Here is a 14,845-nt window from a genome sequence, read left to right as displayed (position 1 = left end):
AACATAGAAGGAGTCGGGTAAGCCAGAATGCAAAAGTACCAGGGACTAATCGTATCGGACCCGAAGATTATGATGGGCAAGCCGGTGATCGCCGGGACCCGCATTGCCGTGGAGCTTATCCTGGAGAAACTAGCCGCTGGCGAAACAATCGAGCAAATCTTAGAAGCCCATCCCCGGCTTACGAGGGAAGCAATTCGGGCTGCTCTGGCCTTTGCCGCAGATGCTCTTAGGTCAGACGTAGTCTATCCCATTAATGAGGCAGCAAAATGAAGTTCGTGGCTGACGAAAGCGTCGACCGCCAGATCGTGGAGCGCCTTCGTGAAGCCGGTCATACTGTTTCGTATGTGGCCGAAGCAGAGCCAGGTATCTATGACGAAGCTGTGTTGGGCTGGGCATGGTTCGTTTCCGCCAGCTAGAAAAGAAAGATTAGCGGGTTATTTCCCCAGTCCCGGCTACATCCTCACCTTCCCCTTCAGAAGAAACCCTATGACCAAAGGAGCTCCGAAGAGAGAAGTGACAGCGGTAATAGGGAGCTCCACCGGGCAGAAGAGCTGCCGGGCCATAAGGTCGCAAATACCGGTGACTGCCGCCCCTAGAAGAATCACCGCCGGAATGAGCATCCGGTTGTCAGCCGTGCGTAGAATGAGCCGGGCCAGGTGGGGCACGGCCAGGCCGATAAAAGCCACCGGGCCGGCAAAAGCGGTCACCAGCCCGGCTAAGGCGCTGGAAAGCACCACCACCGCCACCCGGAAGCGCCGCACGTTAATCCCTACGCTCAAAGCGTATTCCTCTCCCCCCTGGTAAGCGTTGAGCGCCTTGCCTAGAAGAGAGGAAAAAAACAGAAGAGGAAGGCCAGCCACTGCCAGCACCGCCACTTTTCCCCAGTCCATGGCAGCGAAACTGCCAAAGGTCCAGAGGTAAAAGCCGTGCACCCGCTCCCTTTCGGCAAAAGCCAGGAGAATGCTGGTGACGGCGCTAGCGACGTAACCGAACATGAGGCCTATCACCAGCAAGGTCACCACCGAGCGGGTGCGGGGGGCCAGCGCCGTCACTGCCGCCGTGACCGTAAAAGCTCCGGTGAAAGCCGCAAGAGCCAAGAGCGAGGGGGCGAGAGAAAGGCCCGCGGTCAGGGTGCTTAACGCCAGTATTCCCACCGCTAGCGAAGCCCCCGAAGAAATCCCTAAGACGTAGGGGCTGACGATGGGGTTGCGGAAGAAGACTTGCAGCAAGAGCCCACTCACTCCCAGCGCCGCCCCGCCCAGCAGTGCCCCCAGAGCTCGGGGAAGGCGGATCTTGACCACCACCGCCTCCGCCAGCCCCGAGCGCCCGGGATGCGCCAACACTGCCAGCACCTTCCCCGGCGGTATATTTACCGAGCCCCATCCCAAGCTCAGCACCAGCACCCCAAATACCAGCAGCAGCGAACCGAGAGCGAAGAACCAATACCAGCGGCGCATCGCTAAGCCTTGGGCAGAGGCAAAAATTGCTGCAGCTGGTGGCCCGGAAATTTATCGGGATGAAAGATAGCTGCCAGGTCTTGCAATTGGCGGTCTAGCGCGTCCAAGCTCTGCCAGTAATCCGGCGCCAGACAGTAAACTCGATCCTGCTGAATTACCGGCAAGTCTTTCCACAAAGGGGCCTGCTTAAGTATGTCTGAAACCGATTTGACCCCGTAGTTGGGACTGGAAGCGTAGATCATAACCTCCGCCTCCCGCGCCTGCCGGTAAAATTCCTCCGGGGTTATCTGCGCCGAGCCCACCCCCTCCAGGTTCTTCATCAGGTAGTCCCCGCCGGCCATGGCTATGAGCTGCGCGGTGTAGGAGTTGCCGCGGGGGACATAGACCTTCCCGCCCCAGACGTTCACCCACACCACCTTGGCCCTAGGCGCGTCTTTAAGCCTGTCCGCTAGTTCCTGCACCTTTTTCTCCGTCTGGGCGAAGAAGCTCTCCGCCTCCTTCTCCTTGTTGTAAAAGGTGGCCAGGAACTTGATCCACTCCAGCCTCCCCAGAGGGTTTTCCTCCAGCCACTCGTTGTCCACCGCCACCGGCACCCCGAGCTCCCGGAGCCTGGCCGCCGCCTGGTCGCCCCCCATGGCTCCAGTGAAGGTGAAGACCACATCGGGTTTTAAGGCCAGGATCTTCTCATAATCGAGCGCCTCCAGCTTGCCCAGGTAAGTGATCCGCCCCTCCTCTATCCCCTGCTTCACCTGGGTAATATACCAGTCCTTGGCCGGGGTGCTCACCCCCACAATGCTCCCCAGCTCCCCCAGGGGCTTGAGCAGGGCCGCCTCGGTGGTGGAGAGCACCACCACCCGCTTGACCGGCGTGTAAACCACCGGGAGGTTTTCATACCCGGCCGGGGGCTTCCCCCCCCTGGGACAGAGCAGGAGCTTCTTCCCGTCCCCGTCGGTGACCAGCTTGCACCCCTTATCCAAATACTCGATCTTAAAGCCCTTGGCGTAGGCCAGCTTGAGCTCCCCGGCAGGAGCCTTCTCCGAGGTGGAAGAACTCGTCCGGCAACCGGCCAGAAGCGCGAGGAGCAAGACTACCATCAGCACCGAAAGATACCGTCGCAAACTCTCTCCCCCTTAGCAAAATTTAAAGCCCCGGCCCTGCGCCGGGACGAAACAGCCTTTCGCCCCGGCCTTAACCCCGCAAGGCCGCGGATTTCTCCCTCCCGACGGGCAGGTCTCCTGGCTCCCGTTCCTCGCCCTGCCCGGCCTTCCCAGACGCGAAGCCCAGTGGCTTGAGCAGCGGGCAGCGAGCTCCCGGTCACAGTGGGCGGGACCGCGCGGGATTCGCACCCGCTTCCCTCACACCCGCCGAAGGAAGCTATGCTTTTACCACACTTTTAGCATAGAAAAGTAAGGGAGAGCAAGAAGAAAGATGGGCGAGCGGCCGAAATTCTGGGGTAAAGTGCAGTATGCCGACACCCAGCTTATGATATAAAGTATGTTTTCCTTGCCTAATAACCGGGCTATAATTGACTTAGATGTGGGGGGGGTGCAACGAAATCGTGGGCGAACGTTTCTCTACCCATCTCATAGACGCCGTCCTGGAAAAGAAGCGCAAAGAAAGGGAGGAAGTCCGCAAGCAGCTGCTCGAGCAAACTTTTAAAGCGCTGGAGCAGCTGGCGCAGATCTACAGCTTCGAGGAAGCGTATATTTTCGGTTCGCTGGTAAAGCCAGGGCGCTTTCTGCCCGGTGTGTCAGACATCGACATAGCCATAGCGGGTCTCGATGACAAAGACTTCTTCCCGGCAGCAGCTCTTCTCTCCTCCGAGCTGGGAACCGATGTCGATCTCATCCAGCTTGAGCGCCACCCCCTCGCAGAAACCATAAGGAAAGAGGGGTTGAAATGGAAAAAGCCCGCCTGAGCATCCTTGTCGCCAGAATCAAGAGCCAGGTGGAAAGCATAGAGAAACTATTCGCCAAAGTGGAAGAGCGCAAAGAACCCAAATCTTCCGCTGAGTGGGAAAGCTTGGCCTTCCGGCTGCACAACCTGTACTGCGGTTTCGAGGACCTGTTCAAAATCGTGGCCGAAGCCTTCGAAAACCAGATCGAGGCAAAAAGCAGGTACCACGCAGAGCTGCTCAAAAGGATGGCCATCGAGATCGAAGGTATACGCCCGGCGCTGCTTTCCCCCGAAACAGTTCGTCTGCTCGATAACCTCAGATCCTTCAGGCACTTTTTCCGCTGGGCCTACGCCACCGAGCTCGATGAGCGGAAGCTGCGTCTGGTGCTGGAGGACGCCCTGATGTTAAAGGATAAGTATCGTCGAGACATTGAACTGTTCATTCAAAAACTGAAAAGCTCGGTGAACGAAGAGAACCCTGCGTGACCTCCTCCCATACGAGGAACTAAGTCAAATACTACCCGCTCAGGAGCAGGGAAGGTTTCACTTCCGGCACCACTTCGAGATCTACGGCACATAGGACCTCCCACAGCCGGTCGTCGAAGCAGGCTGCCACTACCCGGCCCTTCACCTGCGTTTTCAAGGTTAGCGCCGCGGCAAGGTGAATGGCGTCAAAACCCCTGAGGCGGTGTTTTTCGGCCAATTCCCCAGCAAGCCAGGCGAGGGAATCCGATACTTCTAAGACAAGGTACCTCGGCCAATCGTTTTGCAGGGCCACCACAACCTGGCGGTAGTCCTTTTCCTCCAGTAACCCGTCCCGGAAACCCCGGGCTAGAGCAGCACGTGCCTCTGGATAGGCGACTTTACTGGTGGCCACCACAGAAGCTTCGTCCACCAACTTACGCACCATCTCTGAGCCCGGTTCCCGGACATAGAGCTTCACCAGGGCGCTGGTGTCCAGGTAGCAGATCACCGGCGGTCCTCCGCAACCAATGATCCGATTGAGGTAGCGCCACGGACTGCTGGCGGCGCGGCTATCCCTTGCGGCTTCCCCCTGCTCCAGGAAGCTATTCCCTGTTCTACCAGGGTCAAAACAGGGAGCTGCTCGTCCCGTTGGACTGGGATCAGCTTGGCAACGGGCACGTTGCGTTCCGTGATGAGGAGTATTTCTCCCTGCTTGACGCGCCTGAGGTACTCGCTGAAACGGTTTTTGACCTCCCTGATACCCGCTTGCATAAAAGTCACCTCCGATAGCTACATCATAACATAAATGAAGCCACATTTCAACGAAGCAAAAGAGTTAACACCGAACTCAATTCTCCCTAAGCAAATGTATGTTTTGCTTAGCCCACCCAGGTACTCATTGTGCAGACAGAAGCCAAAGGCTTCTGCCGACGGCTACCTCCACCGCCCAACTGACACCAGCTGGCGTTAGGGAAGAACTCCCGGTAAAGGACTTGCTGCTCAGATCTGGAGCAGTTCTCCTCTACAGCACCGCTCCTATTCGCAGTAGCCCTCTGGGTTCCGTTGGTGCCACCCCCAGGCGGTGCGGACGATGGTCTCCAGGTCGCCGTAGCGGGGCCGCCAGCCCAAATCTTCCCTGATGCGCCGGGAAGAGGCCACCAGCACCGCCGGGGCGCGGCGGCTGTCCACCGGCTGGCCGCTGTAGGAGAAGCTTACCGGTGGCAGCTCCCGCACCCGCTCCATCAACCCGGGGTGACGCTCTATCTCTGGCCGCAGATCCTGTTCGGCAAAGGGCTGGTTGGAGAAATAGGCAATGGCCGCCAGGCAGGCTATTGCCAGGAGCCAGCAAAGCTTTCGTCCTCTCGATCGAAAGTCCATCTGCAGCACCAGTCCGGCAAAATCATTCCGAGCTCCAAGACTGTCAGCTAGAGCAAACAAGATTTGGAGAGCGCCTGAGCAGGTCCTCCAAGCGCGGGTCAAGGCCATCTCCCGCACAAAGCCCAGCACCTTAGAAAGCAGAGTGAACCCGGCGATCACCGCCGTGGCCCGGGCGATGACACGGGTGGCGCTCACCGAATCTGCCGCCTCCTCTGGAACTCTTCCCACTTCTTCCGGACAGAACTCTTCCCACTTCTTCCGGACAAAAGCCACAATCTCCTCCTTGAACCGGTCCCGGCTGAAGCGCTCTGCGTTGCGGCGCAGCACCTCCGGCCGGAAATGATCCTCCCAAGCCAGAAACTGCTTCACCGCAGCTTCCAGCGCCTCCACGCTTTGCTCTAGGAAGAAAAGCCCGGTGGCCGACTCCCAGTTATCCCCGGTCGCAGGCACCACCGTATCTTCCACCCCGCCTTTGCCGTAGGCGACGACCGGCGTGCCGCAAATCTGAACCTCCAAGCAGGCGATACCGAAGCCTTCTTTGTTGTAGTATAGTATAAACGTCATTGCCGCTGAAAAACTAAAACACATCGGGGGTTACTCGGTATGAAGCTTGACCGGATTACCCGCGACCCGGAGGTCTGTATGGAGTAACCCACCATTCGAGGGATGCGGATCACGGTGGCGTTTATCCTAAAGCTTTCGGCTTCTGGTATGGACATTCCTACCATCCTTGCAGCATACCCTGAGTTGGAAGAAGAAGACATCCGCCAAAGCCTCGCTTACGCCGCCTGGCTTGCTGCGGAGCAGGTGCGGCCGATTCCCCAGGAGGCCTCAAGATCTTGAAAAAGCTCAAGTACTTGGCAGACATGCATATCTCGCCGGTAACCTGTGCTTTACCAAAAAAGTTCGCCGCTGAAGGCCCCGGCTTTTAAGCCTAAGGTCGAGGAAAGCGGCCTCAGATTGTGCTACAATGGAAGCATGAAACGCACCAACGTCGTCCGGGCTCTTCCGGATAAACAGCAGGAGCAAGTCCTGGAGACCATCGGGGACCGCTGCGCTGCCCTCTACAACGCCGTGACGTACAGGTGCAGGCAGGCGTTCTTCAAAGGAGAACCCGTGCCTTCCTACGAGGCCCTGTGTTCCGAGTTCAAGGAGCACCCAGCATACAAAGCCCTGCCCGCCCACATCGGGCAGGAGGTCATCAAGAAAGCAAGGAAGGCGTGGGACTCCTACTTCGCCTGCCTGATACTGTACCGTAAGGGCGATATGTCAAGGCCGCCGCGCATACCCCGCTACTGGAAGGATCGCCGCACGGGAAAGCGTATATTCCGCGTCATCCCCGTCAAGGCGCCCACCTCCTACTCCCTGGACTCCCGCACCCTTTCCCTCACACTGCCGCGGGACCTCCGGAAGAGGCAGGGAGATCGCTTGGTCCTGCGCACGAAGGGCGTCCTGCGTTTCCACGGCCGACCCAAGACCCTGGAGCTCAAGTATGACCCTGTGAGAAAGCGCTGGTACGCCCACCAGGTGGTGGAAGTGCCGGAGGCGGTGAGAAAAATCCGGCCCGAGAAATGCGCCGCTTTGGATCTCGGCGCCAGGGTGCTGGCTGCTCTGGCCGTCGAAGGGCTCGACCGCCAGCTCCTCTTTTCCGCCCGGGAAGTCTGGAAGGACTTCCTGTACTGGACTAAGCAGATAGCAGAAGAGCAGTCCAGGCTGAACCGGGCCGGGCGTAAAACCTCCCGGCAGTTGAGGAAGCTCTACCAGGTTCGCACCCGCAGGTTGAGACACGCCTTTGTAGCCCTGGCCGCAGAGATTGCCCGTGTCTTGAAGCGGCACCGGGTGACCGTGCTGTTTCTTGAGGACCTGACGGGCGTCCGGGAGGACATGGACTTTGGGCCGAAGAACTGGCTGGTGCACAACTTCTGGGCTTTCCGTATGTTAAGGAACCTCATCGAGGCTGCCTGTGCTCGGGCCGGGATAAAGGTCGTTCCTGTGGAGCCGCGCGGGACGTCTTCCCGGTGCGCCGTCTGCGGGCATCCTGTCAGGCGGCCTGTCCGGCACAAAGCAGTATGTGAGAAGTGCGGCCGCATGTGGCACGCAGATGCTAACGCGGCGTTAAACATACTTCTTCAGGGCTCCTCGAAGGAGCACGGGGCGGAGGCCACGCCCCAGCGGCCGCAAGTACTCCGGTGGAATAGACACCGGTGGGAAAGCCGCTGCGAACCTGCCGCCGGTACGCTTAAAGCGGCGAGCGGCAGCCGGATGGCGGCTTAAAGCTGCCTGAAGGAATCCCCGGGCTTTAGCCCTGGGGAGGGAGTCAATTCGCGAGGCAGGCATCAGGTCGTGCGAGTAAGCGATGCGCTCCCTTATAATGTTTCCGACCAACAGATTCTCGAATACGCGCGAACCCAACAAATGGTGATCACAACCCAAGATTTGGACTTTTCCGCCCTTTTGGCCGTTGCAAATGCTTCGGGGCCGAGCATCATTTCGTTTCGCTTGGGGACAGCAGAACCCCGGGCCGTTGCAGCGCTGCTCCTACGCATTCTTCCGACTGTGGAAGCAGAATTGCTAAAAGGAGCAATCATTACCGTAACGGAGGAAAACTCCGAATCCGCCTCTTGCCCGTCCACTAGAGGCACCCCTCAAAACAATTGCAATAGCCATTTACCCAAAAGAACATCTACGGGTACCCGCGTTACCTCTATGACCGGCTTGCCGCCCCTGATCTCCGGATTCAAGATTATCCCGGGTAGGATGTGGGTGTGGATGTCGATCATCCTTCAGCCGCTCCTTTAAAGGCCTCCACCACCACTCGTTTTCTATGTACCACTTTACCGTGCGGCGCAGGGCCTCGGCGAAGGTGTGCTTTCTTTCAAAGCCCAGCTCCCGCTCGATCTTGGTCGAGTCCAGGGCGTAGCGCCAGTCGTGCCCCGGCCGGTCGGGCACGAAAACCAGATACTCCTCCCCTTTGCCCAAAAGCCGCAGTATCTCTTTGAGGAGTTCTAAATTGCGCATTTCCTGGCCCCCGCCGATGTTGTAGATATCCCCCGGCCGGCCCTTGAGGAGCACCAGCTCCAGCGCCCGGCAGTGGTCCTCCACGTAGATCCAGTCCCTTATGTTCCTCCCGTCCCCGTAAACGGGCACGGGCTTCCCCTCCAGAAGATTGGTCACGGCCAGCGGGATGAGCTTCTCGGGAAACTGGTAGGGACCGAAGTTGTTGGAGCAGCGGGTGATGATCACCGGCAGGCCGTAAGTCCGGTGATAAGCCCGGCACAGAAGATCGGCCGCCGCCTTGCTGGCCGCGTAGGGGCTGTTGGGAAGAAGAGGAGAGCTTTCGGTGAAGGGAGGATCCTTTTCTCTTAAGGAGCCGTACACCTCGTCGGTAGAGACCTGAAGGAAGAGAGGGATCTTGTGCCTGCGGGCGGCCTCCAAAAGGACCCTCACCCCTTCCACGTTGGTGCGCACGAAGGGAGAGGAGTCGGCGATGCTGCGGTCCACGTGGGTCTCGGCCGCAAAGTTGACCACCGCGTCCCAGCCCCCGGCCATGAGCTCTTCCACCAGCCCGGGGTCGGCGATATCCCCTTGGACGAAGCGGTAGCCGGAAAGGCTTTCCACGTCCCGGAGGTTGTCAAGGTTGCCCGCGTAGGTGAGCTTGTCGAAGTTGAGCACTTCCCAGTCAGGGTGCTTCTGCAGGATGTAGCGGACGAAGTTGGAGCCTATAAAACCGGCCCCTCCCGTTACCAGCAAACGCACTTTATTCACCTACCCGTGCCTTACTTCCCAGGAGAAGGGGATGGAGGGGTCGTTGTAGGACACGCGGTACTCGTCCGGTTCCTCGTAGTTGTAAAGCTCGGTGGGGATGTTGAGGATGAGGGCGAGCTGTCCTTCCTCGCTGGTGAAGCCGTGGTAGACCCGCGGCGGTATCTTTATGAGGCAGGGGTTCAAAAGCCCAATATGAAAGACGTTGACCATGCCCTTGGTGGGGCTGTCCTCGCGCGGGTCGTAAAGCGCCACCTTGGCCATGCCGTAGATGCAGACGAAGTGGTCCCACTGCACCTTGTGGTAATGCCAGGCTTTTATCACCCCCGGGTAGCAGGCGGTGACGTAGGCCTGGCCGAACTTCGTGAACTCCGGCCAGTCGGAACGCAGGCACTCCATCAAGAATCCCCGGTCGTCAGGAATGAGCCTGAGCTTTTTCACTTGCACCCCGTATATGAGCTCCATTTCCCTTCCCCTTCCTCTAAAGAGTTACTTCGCACTCGTCTCCGATGAAGAAGCGCAGAGCACTGCGCCTGTTTCCCCCGGCCCTCTTTATCCTAGCCCGGTAGCCTATGAGGCTGTCCTCTACCGGCCCCACGTTTTCCAGGTGGCAGCCCTCCAGCACCACGGAGTGCTCGATGTCCACCCCCCGGAGCACTACCCCGTCCCCGATGGCGGTGAAGGGGCCGATGAAGGAGTCCTCGATGAGGACGTTTTTCCCCACGACCACGGGGCCGCGTATGGTGCTGCGCACGATCCGGCTGCCCGGACCCATCGTCACCCTTCCTACCACGACGCTTTCTCCGTCTACCTCTCCCTCCAGGCGGCGCTCGGCGTACTCGTCCAAAACTAGCCGGTTGGCCTCCAGGATGTCGTCCTTTTTGCCGGTGTCAAGCCACCAGCCCTCAAGCTTCAAAGCCTCCACCCTTCCGCCCAGGTGGATGAGTTCCTGGATGGCATCGGTTATCTCCAGCTCCCCCCGCCAGGAGGGCTTGATGCGGGAAATGGCCTCGTGGATGGCCGGGGTGAAGGCGTAGACCCCCACCAGGGCCAGGTTGCTGGGAGGCTCCTTGGGCTTTTCAATAAGCTTCACTACCTTCCCCTCGCCGTCGAGCACGGCCACGCCGAAGGCGCGGGGATCGGGAACTTCCTTAAGCAGGATGACAGCCTCGCTTTCCCCCCGCTCAAGCCCACTGACCAACTGACGCACTCCGCCCTGAATGAGGTTGTCTCCCAGAAACATGAGAAAGGAATCCTGGCCCAGGAAGTCCTGCGCCGTTTTGACGGCGTGCGCCAGGCCCAGGGGCTCCTCCTGCAGTATGAAGGTGAGACAGGCACGGCCGGAGAAGGCCCCTTCTACCGCCTCCCTTACCTTGCCTCCCGTCTCCGGGGAGATGATGATGCCGATGTCTTCAATCCCCGCCTCCAGGGGCTGCTGGAGGACATAGTGGATGATGGGCCGGTTGGCCACCGGCAAAAGCTGCTTGGCCGTGGTGAAGGTCAAGGGTCTCAGCCGGGTACCTTTGCCGCCCGAGAGAACCAGCGCCTTCAAACTCTTCACCCCTTAAGCCGCCGAAGGGCTTCCTCCAGCTCCAGAATTTCCAGACCGCAAGCCCGCGCTTCGCGCAGGGTAGCCGCCTGCCGCACCCCAGAGAGGGAAACAAAGTGGGTCGCCGCCCGGTAGACGCGGCCGCGCTGGCCGGAAGGGACCCGGCGCGCTTCGATCATTACGTCCGCCTGAGCCTTTTCCAGGTCGATGCCCTCCCGCCGCGCCAGGTACTGCAGCCGAGAGAGAACCTCCACCAGCCAGCTCTTGAGCGGAGGCTCGACCCATATGATGAGACTGGCCTCCCTGGAAGCGACAGGACTTGTTAGGAATTCTTTCGCCAACTTTAGCCAGGAATCCTCCTCGTCGGAAGGATCGGGAATGCAAAGAAAACGGAAAGGCTTATTTCCTCCACCTAGATCCAGGGGCTTGACCTGAGGGGAAAAGATAGCCGAAAAATCGAGAGGGACGAAGAGCTCTTCCCGGCTCCAGGCCCGCCTCAGCACCTCCTCAGGGTTATAGCTTCCGTCCTTGAACTCCAGCTCCCACTTCCCTTGGAAGAGCAGGCGGTTGGTCTTGAGGAGCCGCATATAACTTTCGGGCTGTTTGCGGAAGGAGTGGCTGCCGTAGTGGTGTACAAAAACGTCCTCTGCCACGGCCAAACGGTAGCCCGCCAGCTGCGCCCGGAGGCAGTAATCATCGTCCTCAAAATTGCCCACCCCAAAGAGGGGGTCGAAACCGCCGATTTCCTCCAGTAACTCGCACTTCATCATCCAGAGAAAGCCTATCAAGCGGTTAACCACCGTCAGTTTTCCCGCTCTCTCCCGATGCCAGCGGGCTGCCCAGTCAGGAAAAGAAGCAAGGTCAGGAGGTGAAAGGTTTGTCCCCTGAAAACCAGCGGCGTAGTTGGTGCATGGCCCCCCAATGCCCAAGCGAGGATCAGCAGCGAAAGCTGCCAGCAGATAGCTAGCCCAGTAAGGAGATACCACCACATCGTTGTTCATCACCACGAGGTAATTCCCTTCCGCTGCAGCTAGGCCCAAATTGCAACCTAAAGGATAACCCAAATTATCTCCTGGTCTTATAACCTTCACCTTCTCCCGGTGCTTCGCAACTACATCTTCCAGAAACTCTGCCATCTCTCGGCTACCACTGTTATCTACTAAGATAAGCTCTATAGGATAATTAGTGAACTTAAAAAGTGCATCTACCGATACGCGGGTAGGCCCTATGTCGCCATAAACAGGCATTACAACACTTATTAGCTCCTTCTCGGAAGAAAAGCAGTAAACCCCTTTATCCACTTTGTCTTCACGAGCCCGGTTAACACGCTGTTGTAGAAGATAGGTATTCCCTTCCACATTTTTGCCCGGCTTGGGCGAAACCTGCAGGGCCTGAAGCAAGGCTTTCCGCAAATCGAACCTGACTTTGTCGAAAGAGTAACGGGTCTGAATATAAGTCCTTCCATTTTGCGAGAGTTTCTCCCACAGGGCCTTATCCTGAGCAAGGCGCTGGACGGCCGCGGCAAAAGCCGCGGCCGTGTCGACTATCAGGGCGTGGACCCCGCCTTCCAACTCCATCCCCTCCGCTCCCACCGAAGTGGTCACCACCGGCAGACCGGCCGCCAGCGCCTCACCGATTTTCCCTTTCATTCCTGCCCCGTACCGCAGCGGTACCACTGCCACACGGGCGCTTCGCAGGTAAGGCTCTATCTCCGGAACGTAACCGGTCACGACCACGTTCCCCGGCGCAGCCTGCGCCTTGCCCCTCAGAGAAGGAGGCGGAGCGTTACCTACCACCGTGAAGGTAAGGGAGGGGTCGGAAGTTACTAGTAGGGGCCATACTTCGTCTAAGAACCAATGTACAGCATCCACATTCGGAGTATGGAAGAAATTACCTACAAAGAGGAGGCCGTAGCGTTCGACAAAGCCAGGGGTTTGCGGCCACGGCTCGTGGATGTTGGGGATAACGATCACCGGGGTAGATTCTACCAGGGTCTCGAGGAGTTCCTTTTCTTTCCTGGTTATAGCCACCACTACGTCTGACTTAGCATACACAGCCAGTTCCCGCCTTTGCGTATCTTGCCACCCGGACTTAGAAGATGAGATGCCATTTATTTCGGCCATGCGCTTTTCCCGGAGAAAGTGAAGGTCGCAGCTATCAGTCACCATTCTGGCTTCCGGGAAAAGGGCATGCAGGGGTTCCATGAAGGCCTCCACCATTTGGTAGGTATGAAACCACACGACATCCGGCACAAAATCCAGCGCAAAACCGAGAAGTTTTCTTTTAATTTCCTCCTGTTGCCCTGCGTTACCTGCAGGCCAGTCTGCCCCGTAGGCCACATCCACTCCCATACTCTGCAACATATCCAGGTAGTCGTCCATTCTCCAGGAAAAGCAACAGAAGAAGCCCAATGTGTGACCTTCCTCAAGCATAAGCTGAATGAGCTGGAGAAGCCGCTGGCTACCCGAGGCGCGATCGTAAACTGGCGGAACATGCTCCACGATCAGAATGCGCAGCGGAGGTACGCGCTGCGCAGCCAGCGGGACCACTTCAAGTAAAGGAGGCCACTGCCGGGAGAGTTCCTGCCGCCACTTCTGATAAAACTTCTCGCGGTTAATAACCTGATAGCGCTTGAAGCCCGAACTGAGGTCCCGGCCCGCAGTAGCTCCTTCCAGATGGATCACTCTGGCCCTCGGTTCAAAAACTACTCGCCAGCCCCTGGCCCTCAGAGAAAAGCAGAGATCGGTGTCCTCATAATAAGCAGGGGCATAAAGGGGATCGAAAGCGCCGGCAGCCCAGAAAGCTTCGGCTTTTACCAAAAGAGCAGCAGCGCTACAGTAATCTACATCCCGGCGTTCGTTGAATTCCGGTAAATCTGGTGCGTGGCCTCTGCCGTAGTTCCACGCCGACCCGTCCTGAAAGACAATGCCGCCTGCTTCCTGCAGCCGACCGTCAGGGTATAGAAGCATGGCGCCTACCGCACCCACCTGGGGCGGGTCAGCCGCTTCCAGCAGTGCTTCGAGCCATCCCGGCTGCGGCTCGGTGTCATTGTTGAGAAAAACCAGGTATCTTCCTCGCGCCATCTCTGCTCCTAAGTTAGCCGCCGGCCCGAAGCCAAGATTACGTTCAAGGAGCAAAAGGCGAACCCAGGAAAGCTTCTGCAAAAACTCCCGTGAGCCGTCAGTAGAGCCGTTGTCCACCACAATCACTTCGTAGCTAATCCTGTCGCCGGAGTTGGCCCTTATATTGTTTAAGCATCGCTCGAGGTATGCAAGCCCGTTCCAATTAACTATTACTATTGACACTTCCGGTTCATCAGGGTTCTTGTCCCAAACCGCTCTTCTGGCAACTAAGATAATTTGCAGAGCAGAAAGCTCCGTCAGTTCCCGGTCGCTAACGTGCTGCATAGTCAGCCGTCCCAGCCTTATATTCCGGGGCAAGCGGGAGGGATTAGGCGGGAATGCAAACCGGATATCAGGCACAAAGGTAGTTTCGCAAACTTTTAAGCACACTTCCTCCAGCATCTTTCTGGCAGTAGCTGCGGTAAAGAAGCGAAGGTGATCTCGGTCGAAAATACCTTCGGAGCTGTACTGCCACAAACCATCAAAGATACCTTTAATTTCCATAAAGTTGCACAGATTGGGCAGGCTGACCACCATCAGCCCCCGCCTGCTGAGCAGAGAGGCCAGCTTCTCAACAACCCCCCAAGGATCGGTTAAGTGCTCCAGCACATCGGCCAAGACGATAACATCGAAGCCGCCGGGCGGTGGGTTGAGGGAGAGTTCTTCGATATTCCCCACAAACACTTTATCCAACACCTGTTCTGCTTCTGCTGCCACCAGGGGAAGAATTTCCACACCGTAGACTACAACCTCCGGATTCCTCTCTTTAAGAGCCTTACCCAACATACCCGCTCCGCAGCCCACATCCAGTACTGTTCGCGCCCAATGAGGAACCCGGGTGAGGATTTCCGGGCGAGTCTTGTGATAGTAACCCTCGCGCAAGCGGCTTTCGGAGATCAACTTTCCTCTCTCCCTTCTGCTACGAAATACAGGCTTTTCGCCCACTCCCGCCAGCGGTTAAGCACATCAATTTCTTGCCCGATTTCTTTCTTCCACTCTAGCAGCCGAGTTCGGGCCTCTTCTTCGGCGGCTAGGATCTCCTTGATCAGAGAGGATATGGACTCGCCGGAGGAAAGCGAGCCCTCTTTCTCCAGGAGACGGCGCAGGCATTCTTTAGCTGCCAGTATATGCTCCAAACGCTCCTTTTGCCTGTTGTTGATGGCTTCCTTCTGGAGCTGGGCCAGTTGCAACCACGTCTTAAGTATCTTTTCGGGCAA

At 58.0% G+C, this 14,845-nt stretch carries 16 protein-coding genes, 2 pseudogenes and 1 riboswitch; of the genes and pseudogenes, 7 read left to right on the top strand and 11 right to left on the bottom strand.

Annotation, left to right across the window (positions count from 1 at the left end; all coding sequences use genetic code 11):
- Positions 1 to 27 precede the first annotated feature (27 nt).
- Together ACTLLP_RS01210 and ACTLLP_RS01205 are read left to right on the top strand one after the other, a co-directional pair.
- The gene (locus tag ACTLLP_RS01210; protein ID WP_441059976.1) at positions 28 to 270 is read left to right on the top strand and encodes a DUF433 domain-containing protein; all 243 of its coding nucleotides are present in this window, start codon (positions 28 to 30) and stop codon (positions 268 to 270) included.
- Positions 267 to 416 (top strand): DUF5615 family PIN-like protein, encoded by a 150-nt coding sequence (locus ACTLLP_RS01205; protein WP_441059974.1) that lies wholly within the window; start codon positions 267 to 269, stop codon positions 414 to 416. The genes ACTLLP_RS01210 and ACTLLP_RS01205 overlap by 4 nt, the downstream gene beginning before the upstream one ends.
- A gap of 36 nt (positions 417 to 452) precedes the next feature.
- On the opposite strand, the gene ACTLLP_RS01200 is transcribed toward ACTLLP_RS01205, so the two are convergent.
- Positions 453 to 1,457, bottom strand: coding sequence for a FecCD family ABC transporter permease (locus ACTLLP_RS01200; protein WP_441059972.1), 1,005 nt, complete (start codon positions 1,455 to 1,457; stop codon positions 453 to 455).
- Positions 1,458 to 1,459: 2 nt separating this feature from the next.
- The gene (locus tag ACTLLP_RS01195) at positions 1,460 to 2,575 is read right to left on the bottom strand and encodes an ABC transporter substrate-binding protein (RefSeq protein WP_441059970.1); all 1,116 of its coding nucleotides are present in this window, start codon (positions 2,573 to 2,575) and stop codon (positions 1,460 to 1,462) included.
- A gap of 90 nt (positions 2,576 to 2,665) precedes the next feature.
- A riboswitch (cobalamin riboswitch) is annotated at positions 2,666 to 2,837 on the bottom strand.
- Between the two features lie 178 nt (positions 2,838 to 3,015).
- Between ACTLLP_RS01195 and ACTLLP_RS01190 the strand changes: the two genes are divergently transcribed.
- Positions 3,016 to 3,375, top strand: a complete 360-nt coding sequence (locus ACTLLP_RS01190; protein WP_441059968.1) for a nucleotidyltransferase family protein — start codon at positions 3,016 to 3,018, stop codon at positions 3,373 to 3,375.
- Positions 3,357 to 3,839, top strand: coding sequence for a ribonuclease toxin HepT-like protein (locus tag ACTLLP_RS01185; RefSeq protein WP_441059966.1), 483 nt, complete (start codon positions 3,357 to 3,359; stop codon positions 3,837 to 3,839). The genes ACTLLP_RS01190 and ACTLLP_RS01185 overlap by 19 nt, the downstream gene beginning before the upstream one ends.
- A gap of 31 nt (positions 3,840 to 3,870) precedes the next feature.
- On the opposite strand, the gene ACTLLP_RS01180 is transcribed toward ACTLLP_RS01185, so the two are convergent.
- From ACTLLP_RS01180 to ACTLLP_RS01170, 3 genes are all read right to left on the bottom strand, one after another.
- On the bottom strand, positions 3,871 to 4,326 hold the full coding sequence (locus ACTLLP_RS01180; RefSeq protein WP_441059964.1) for a type II toxin-antitoxin system VapC family toxin: 456 nt from the start codon (positions 4,324 to 4,326) through the stop codon (positions 3,871 to 3,873).
- Positions 4,323 to 4,589, bottom strand: a complete 267-nt coding sequence (locus ACTLLP_RS01175) for a type II toxin-antitoxin system Phd/YefM family antitoxin (RefSeq protein ID WP_441059962.1) — start codon at positions 4,587 to 4,589, stop codon at positions 4,323 to 4,325. Before ACTLLP_RS01175 ends, ACTLLP_RS01180 begins: the two co-directional genes overlap by 4 nt.
- A 264-nt stretch (positions 4,590 to 4,853) precedes the next feature.
- Positions 4,854 to 5,759, bottom strand: a complete 906-nt coding sequence (locus tag ACTLLP_RS01170) for a glycosyltransferase (RefSeq protein WP_441059960.1) — start codon at positions 5,757 to 5,759, stop codon at positions 4,854 to 4,856.
- A 93-nt stretch (positions 5,760 to 5,852) separates the two neighbouring features.
- Here ACTLLP_RS01170 and ACTLLP_RS01165 point away from each other — a divergent pair, with 93 nt between their 5' ends.
- From ACTLLP_RS01165 to ACTLLP_RS01155, 3 genes and pseudogenes are all read left to right on the top strand, one after another.
- Positions 5,853 to 6,038, top strand: coding sequence for a DUF433 domain-containing protein (locus tag ACTLLP_RS01165; RefSeq protein ID WP_441061548.1), 186 nt, complete (start codon positions 5,853 to 5,855; stop codon positions 6,036 to 6,038).
- A 135-nt stretch (positions 6,039 to 6,173) separates the two neighbouring features.
- On the top strand, positions 6,174 to 7,469 hold the full coding sequence (locus ACTLLP_RS01160) for an RNA-guided endonuclease InsQ/TnpB family protein (RefSeq protein WP_441059958.1): 1,296 nt from the start codon (positions 6,174 to 6,176) through the stop codon (positions 7,467 to 7,469).
- A 69-nt stretch (positions 7,470 to 7,538) separates the two neighbouring features.
- A pseudogene (locus ACTLLP_RS01155) lies at positions 7,539 to 7,784 on the top strand (DUF5615 family PIN-like protein); the annotation flags it as partial.
- Between the two features lie 56 nt (positions 7,785 to 7,840).
- Here the strand turns inward: ACTLLP_RS01155 and ACTLLP_RS01150 are convergent.
- From ACTLLP_RS01150 to ACTLLP_RS01125, 6 genes and pseudogenes are all read right to left on the bottom strand, one after another.
- A complete protein-coding gene (locus tag ACTLLP_RS01150; protein WP_441061545.1) occupies positions 7,841 to 7,975 on the bottom strand; it encodes a DUF433 domain-containing protein in 135 nt (44 codons plus the stop codon).
- Between the two features lie 28 nt (positions 7,976 to 8,003).
- Positions 8,004 to 8,951, bottom strand: a pseudogene (gene rfbB, locus ACTLLP_RS01145) (dTDP-glucose 4,6-dehydratase); the annotation flags it as partial.
- Between the two features lie 9 nt (positions 8,952 to 8,960).
- The gene (locus ACTLLP_RS01140) at positions 8,961 to 9,422 is read right to left on the bottom strand and encodes a dTDP-4-dehydrorhamnose 3,5-epimerase family protein (RefSeq protein WP_441058290.1); all 462 of its coding nucleotides are present in this window, start codon (positions 9,420 to 9,422) and stop codon (positions 8,961 to 8,963) included.
- A 16-nt stretch (positions 9,423 to 9,438) separates the two neighbouring features.
- Entirely contained in the window at positions 9,439 to 10,518 is a 1,080-nt protein-coding gene (locus ACTLLP_RS01135) for a glucose-1-phosphate thymidylyltransferase (RefSeq protein WP_441058292.1), read from the bottom strand.
- Positions 10,515 to 14,528: a glycosyltransferase gene (locus ACTLLP_RS01130; RefSeq protein ID WP_441059956.1), complete on the bottom strand. Its 4,014-nt coding sequence runs from the start codon at positions 14,526 to 14,528 to the stop codon at positions 10,515 to 10,517. Before ACTLLP_RS01130 ends, ACTLLP_RS01135 begins: the two co-directional genes overlap by 4 nt.
- Positions 14,525 to 14,845 (bottom strand): hypothetical protein, encoded by a 321-nt coding sequence (locus ACTLLP_RS01125; protein WP_441059954.1) that lies wholly within the window; start codon positions 14,843 to 14,845, stop codon positions 14,525 to 14,527. Before ACTLLP_RS01125 ends, ACTLLP_RS01130 begins: the two co-directional genes overlap by 4 nt.

This window comes from Desulfothermobacter acidiphilus, assembly GCF_052073645.1.
In the GTDB taxonomy this organism is placed as follows: domain Bacteria; phylum Bacillota; class Desulfotomaculia; order Desulfotomaculales; family Ammonificaceae; genus Desulfothermobacter; species Desulfothermobacter acidiphilus.
The sequence above is the reverse complement of the archived record's forward strand: the minus strand, read 5'-3'. Positions and strand labels throughout refer to the sequence as shown.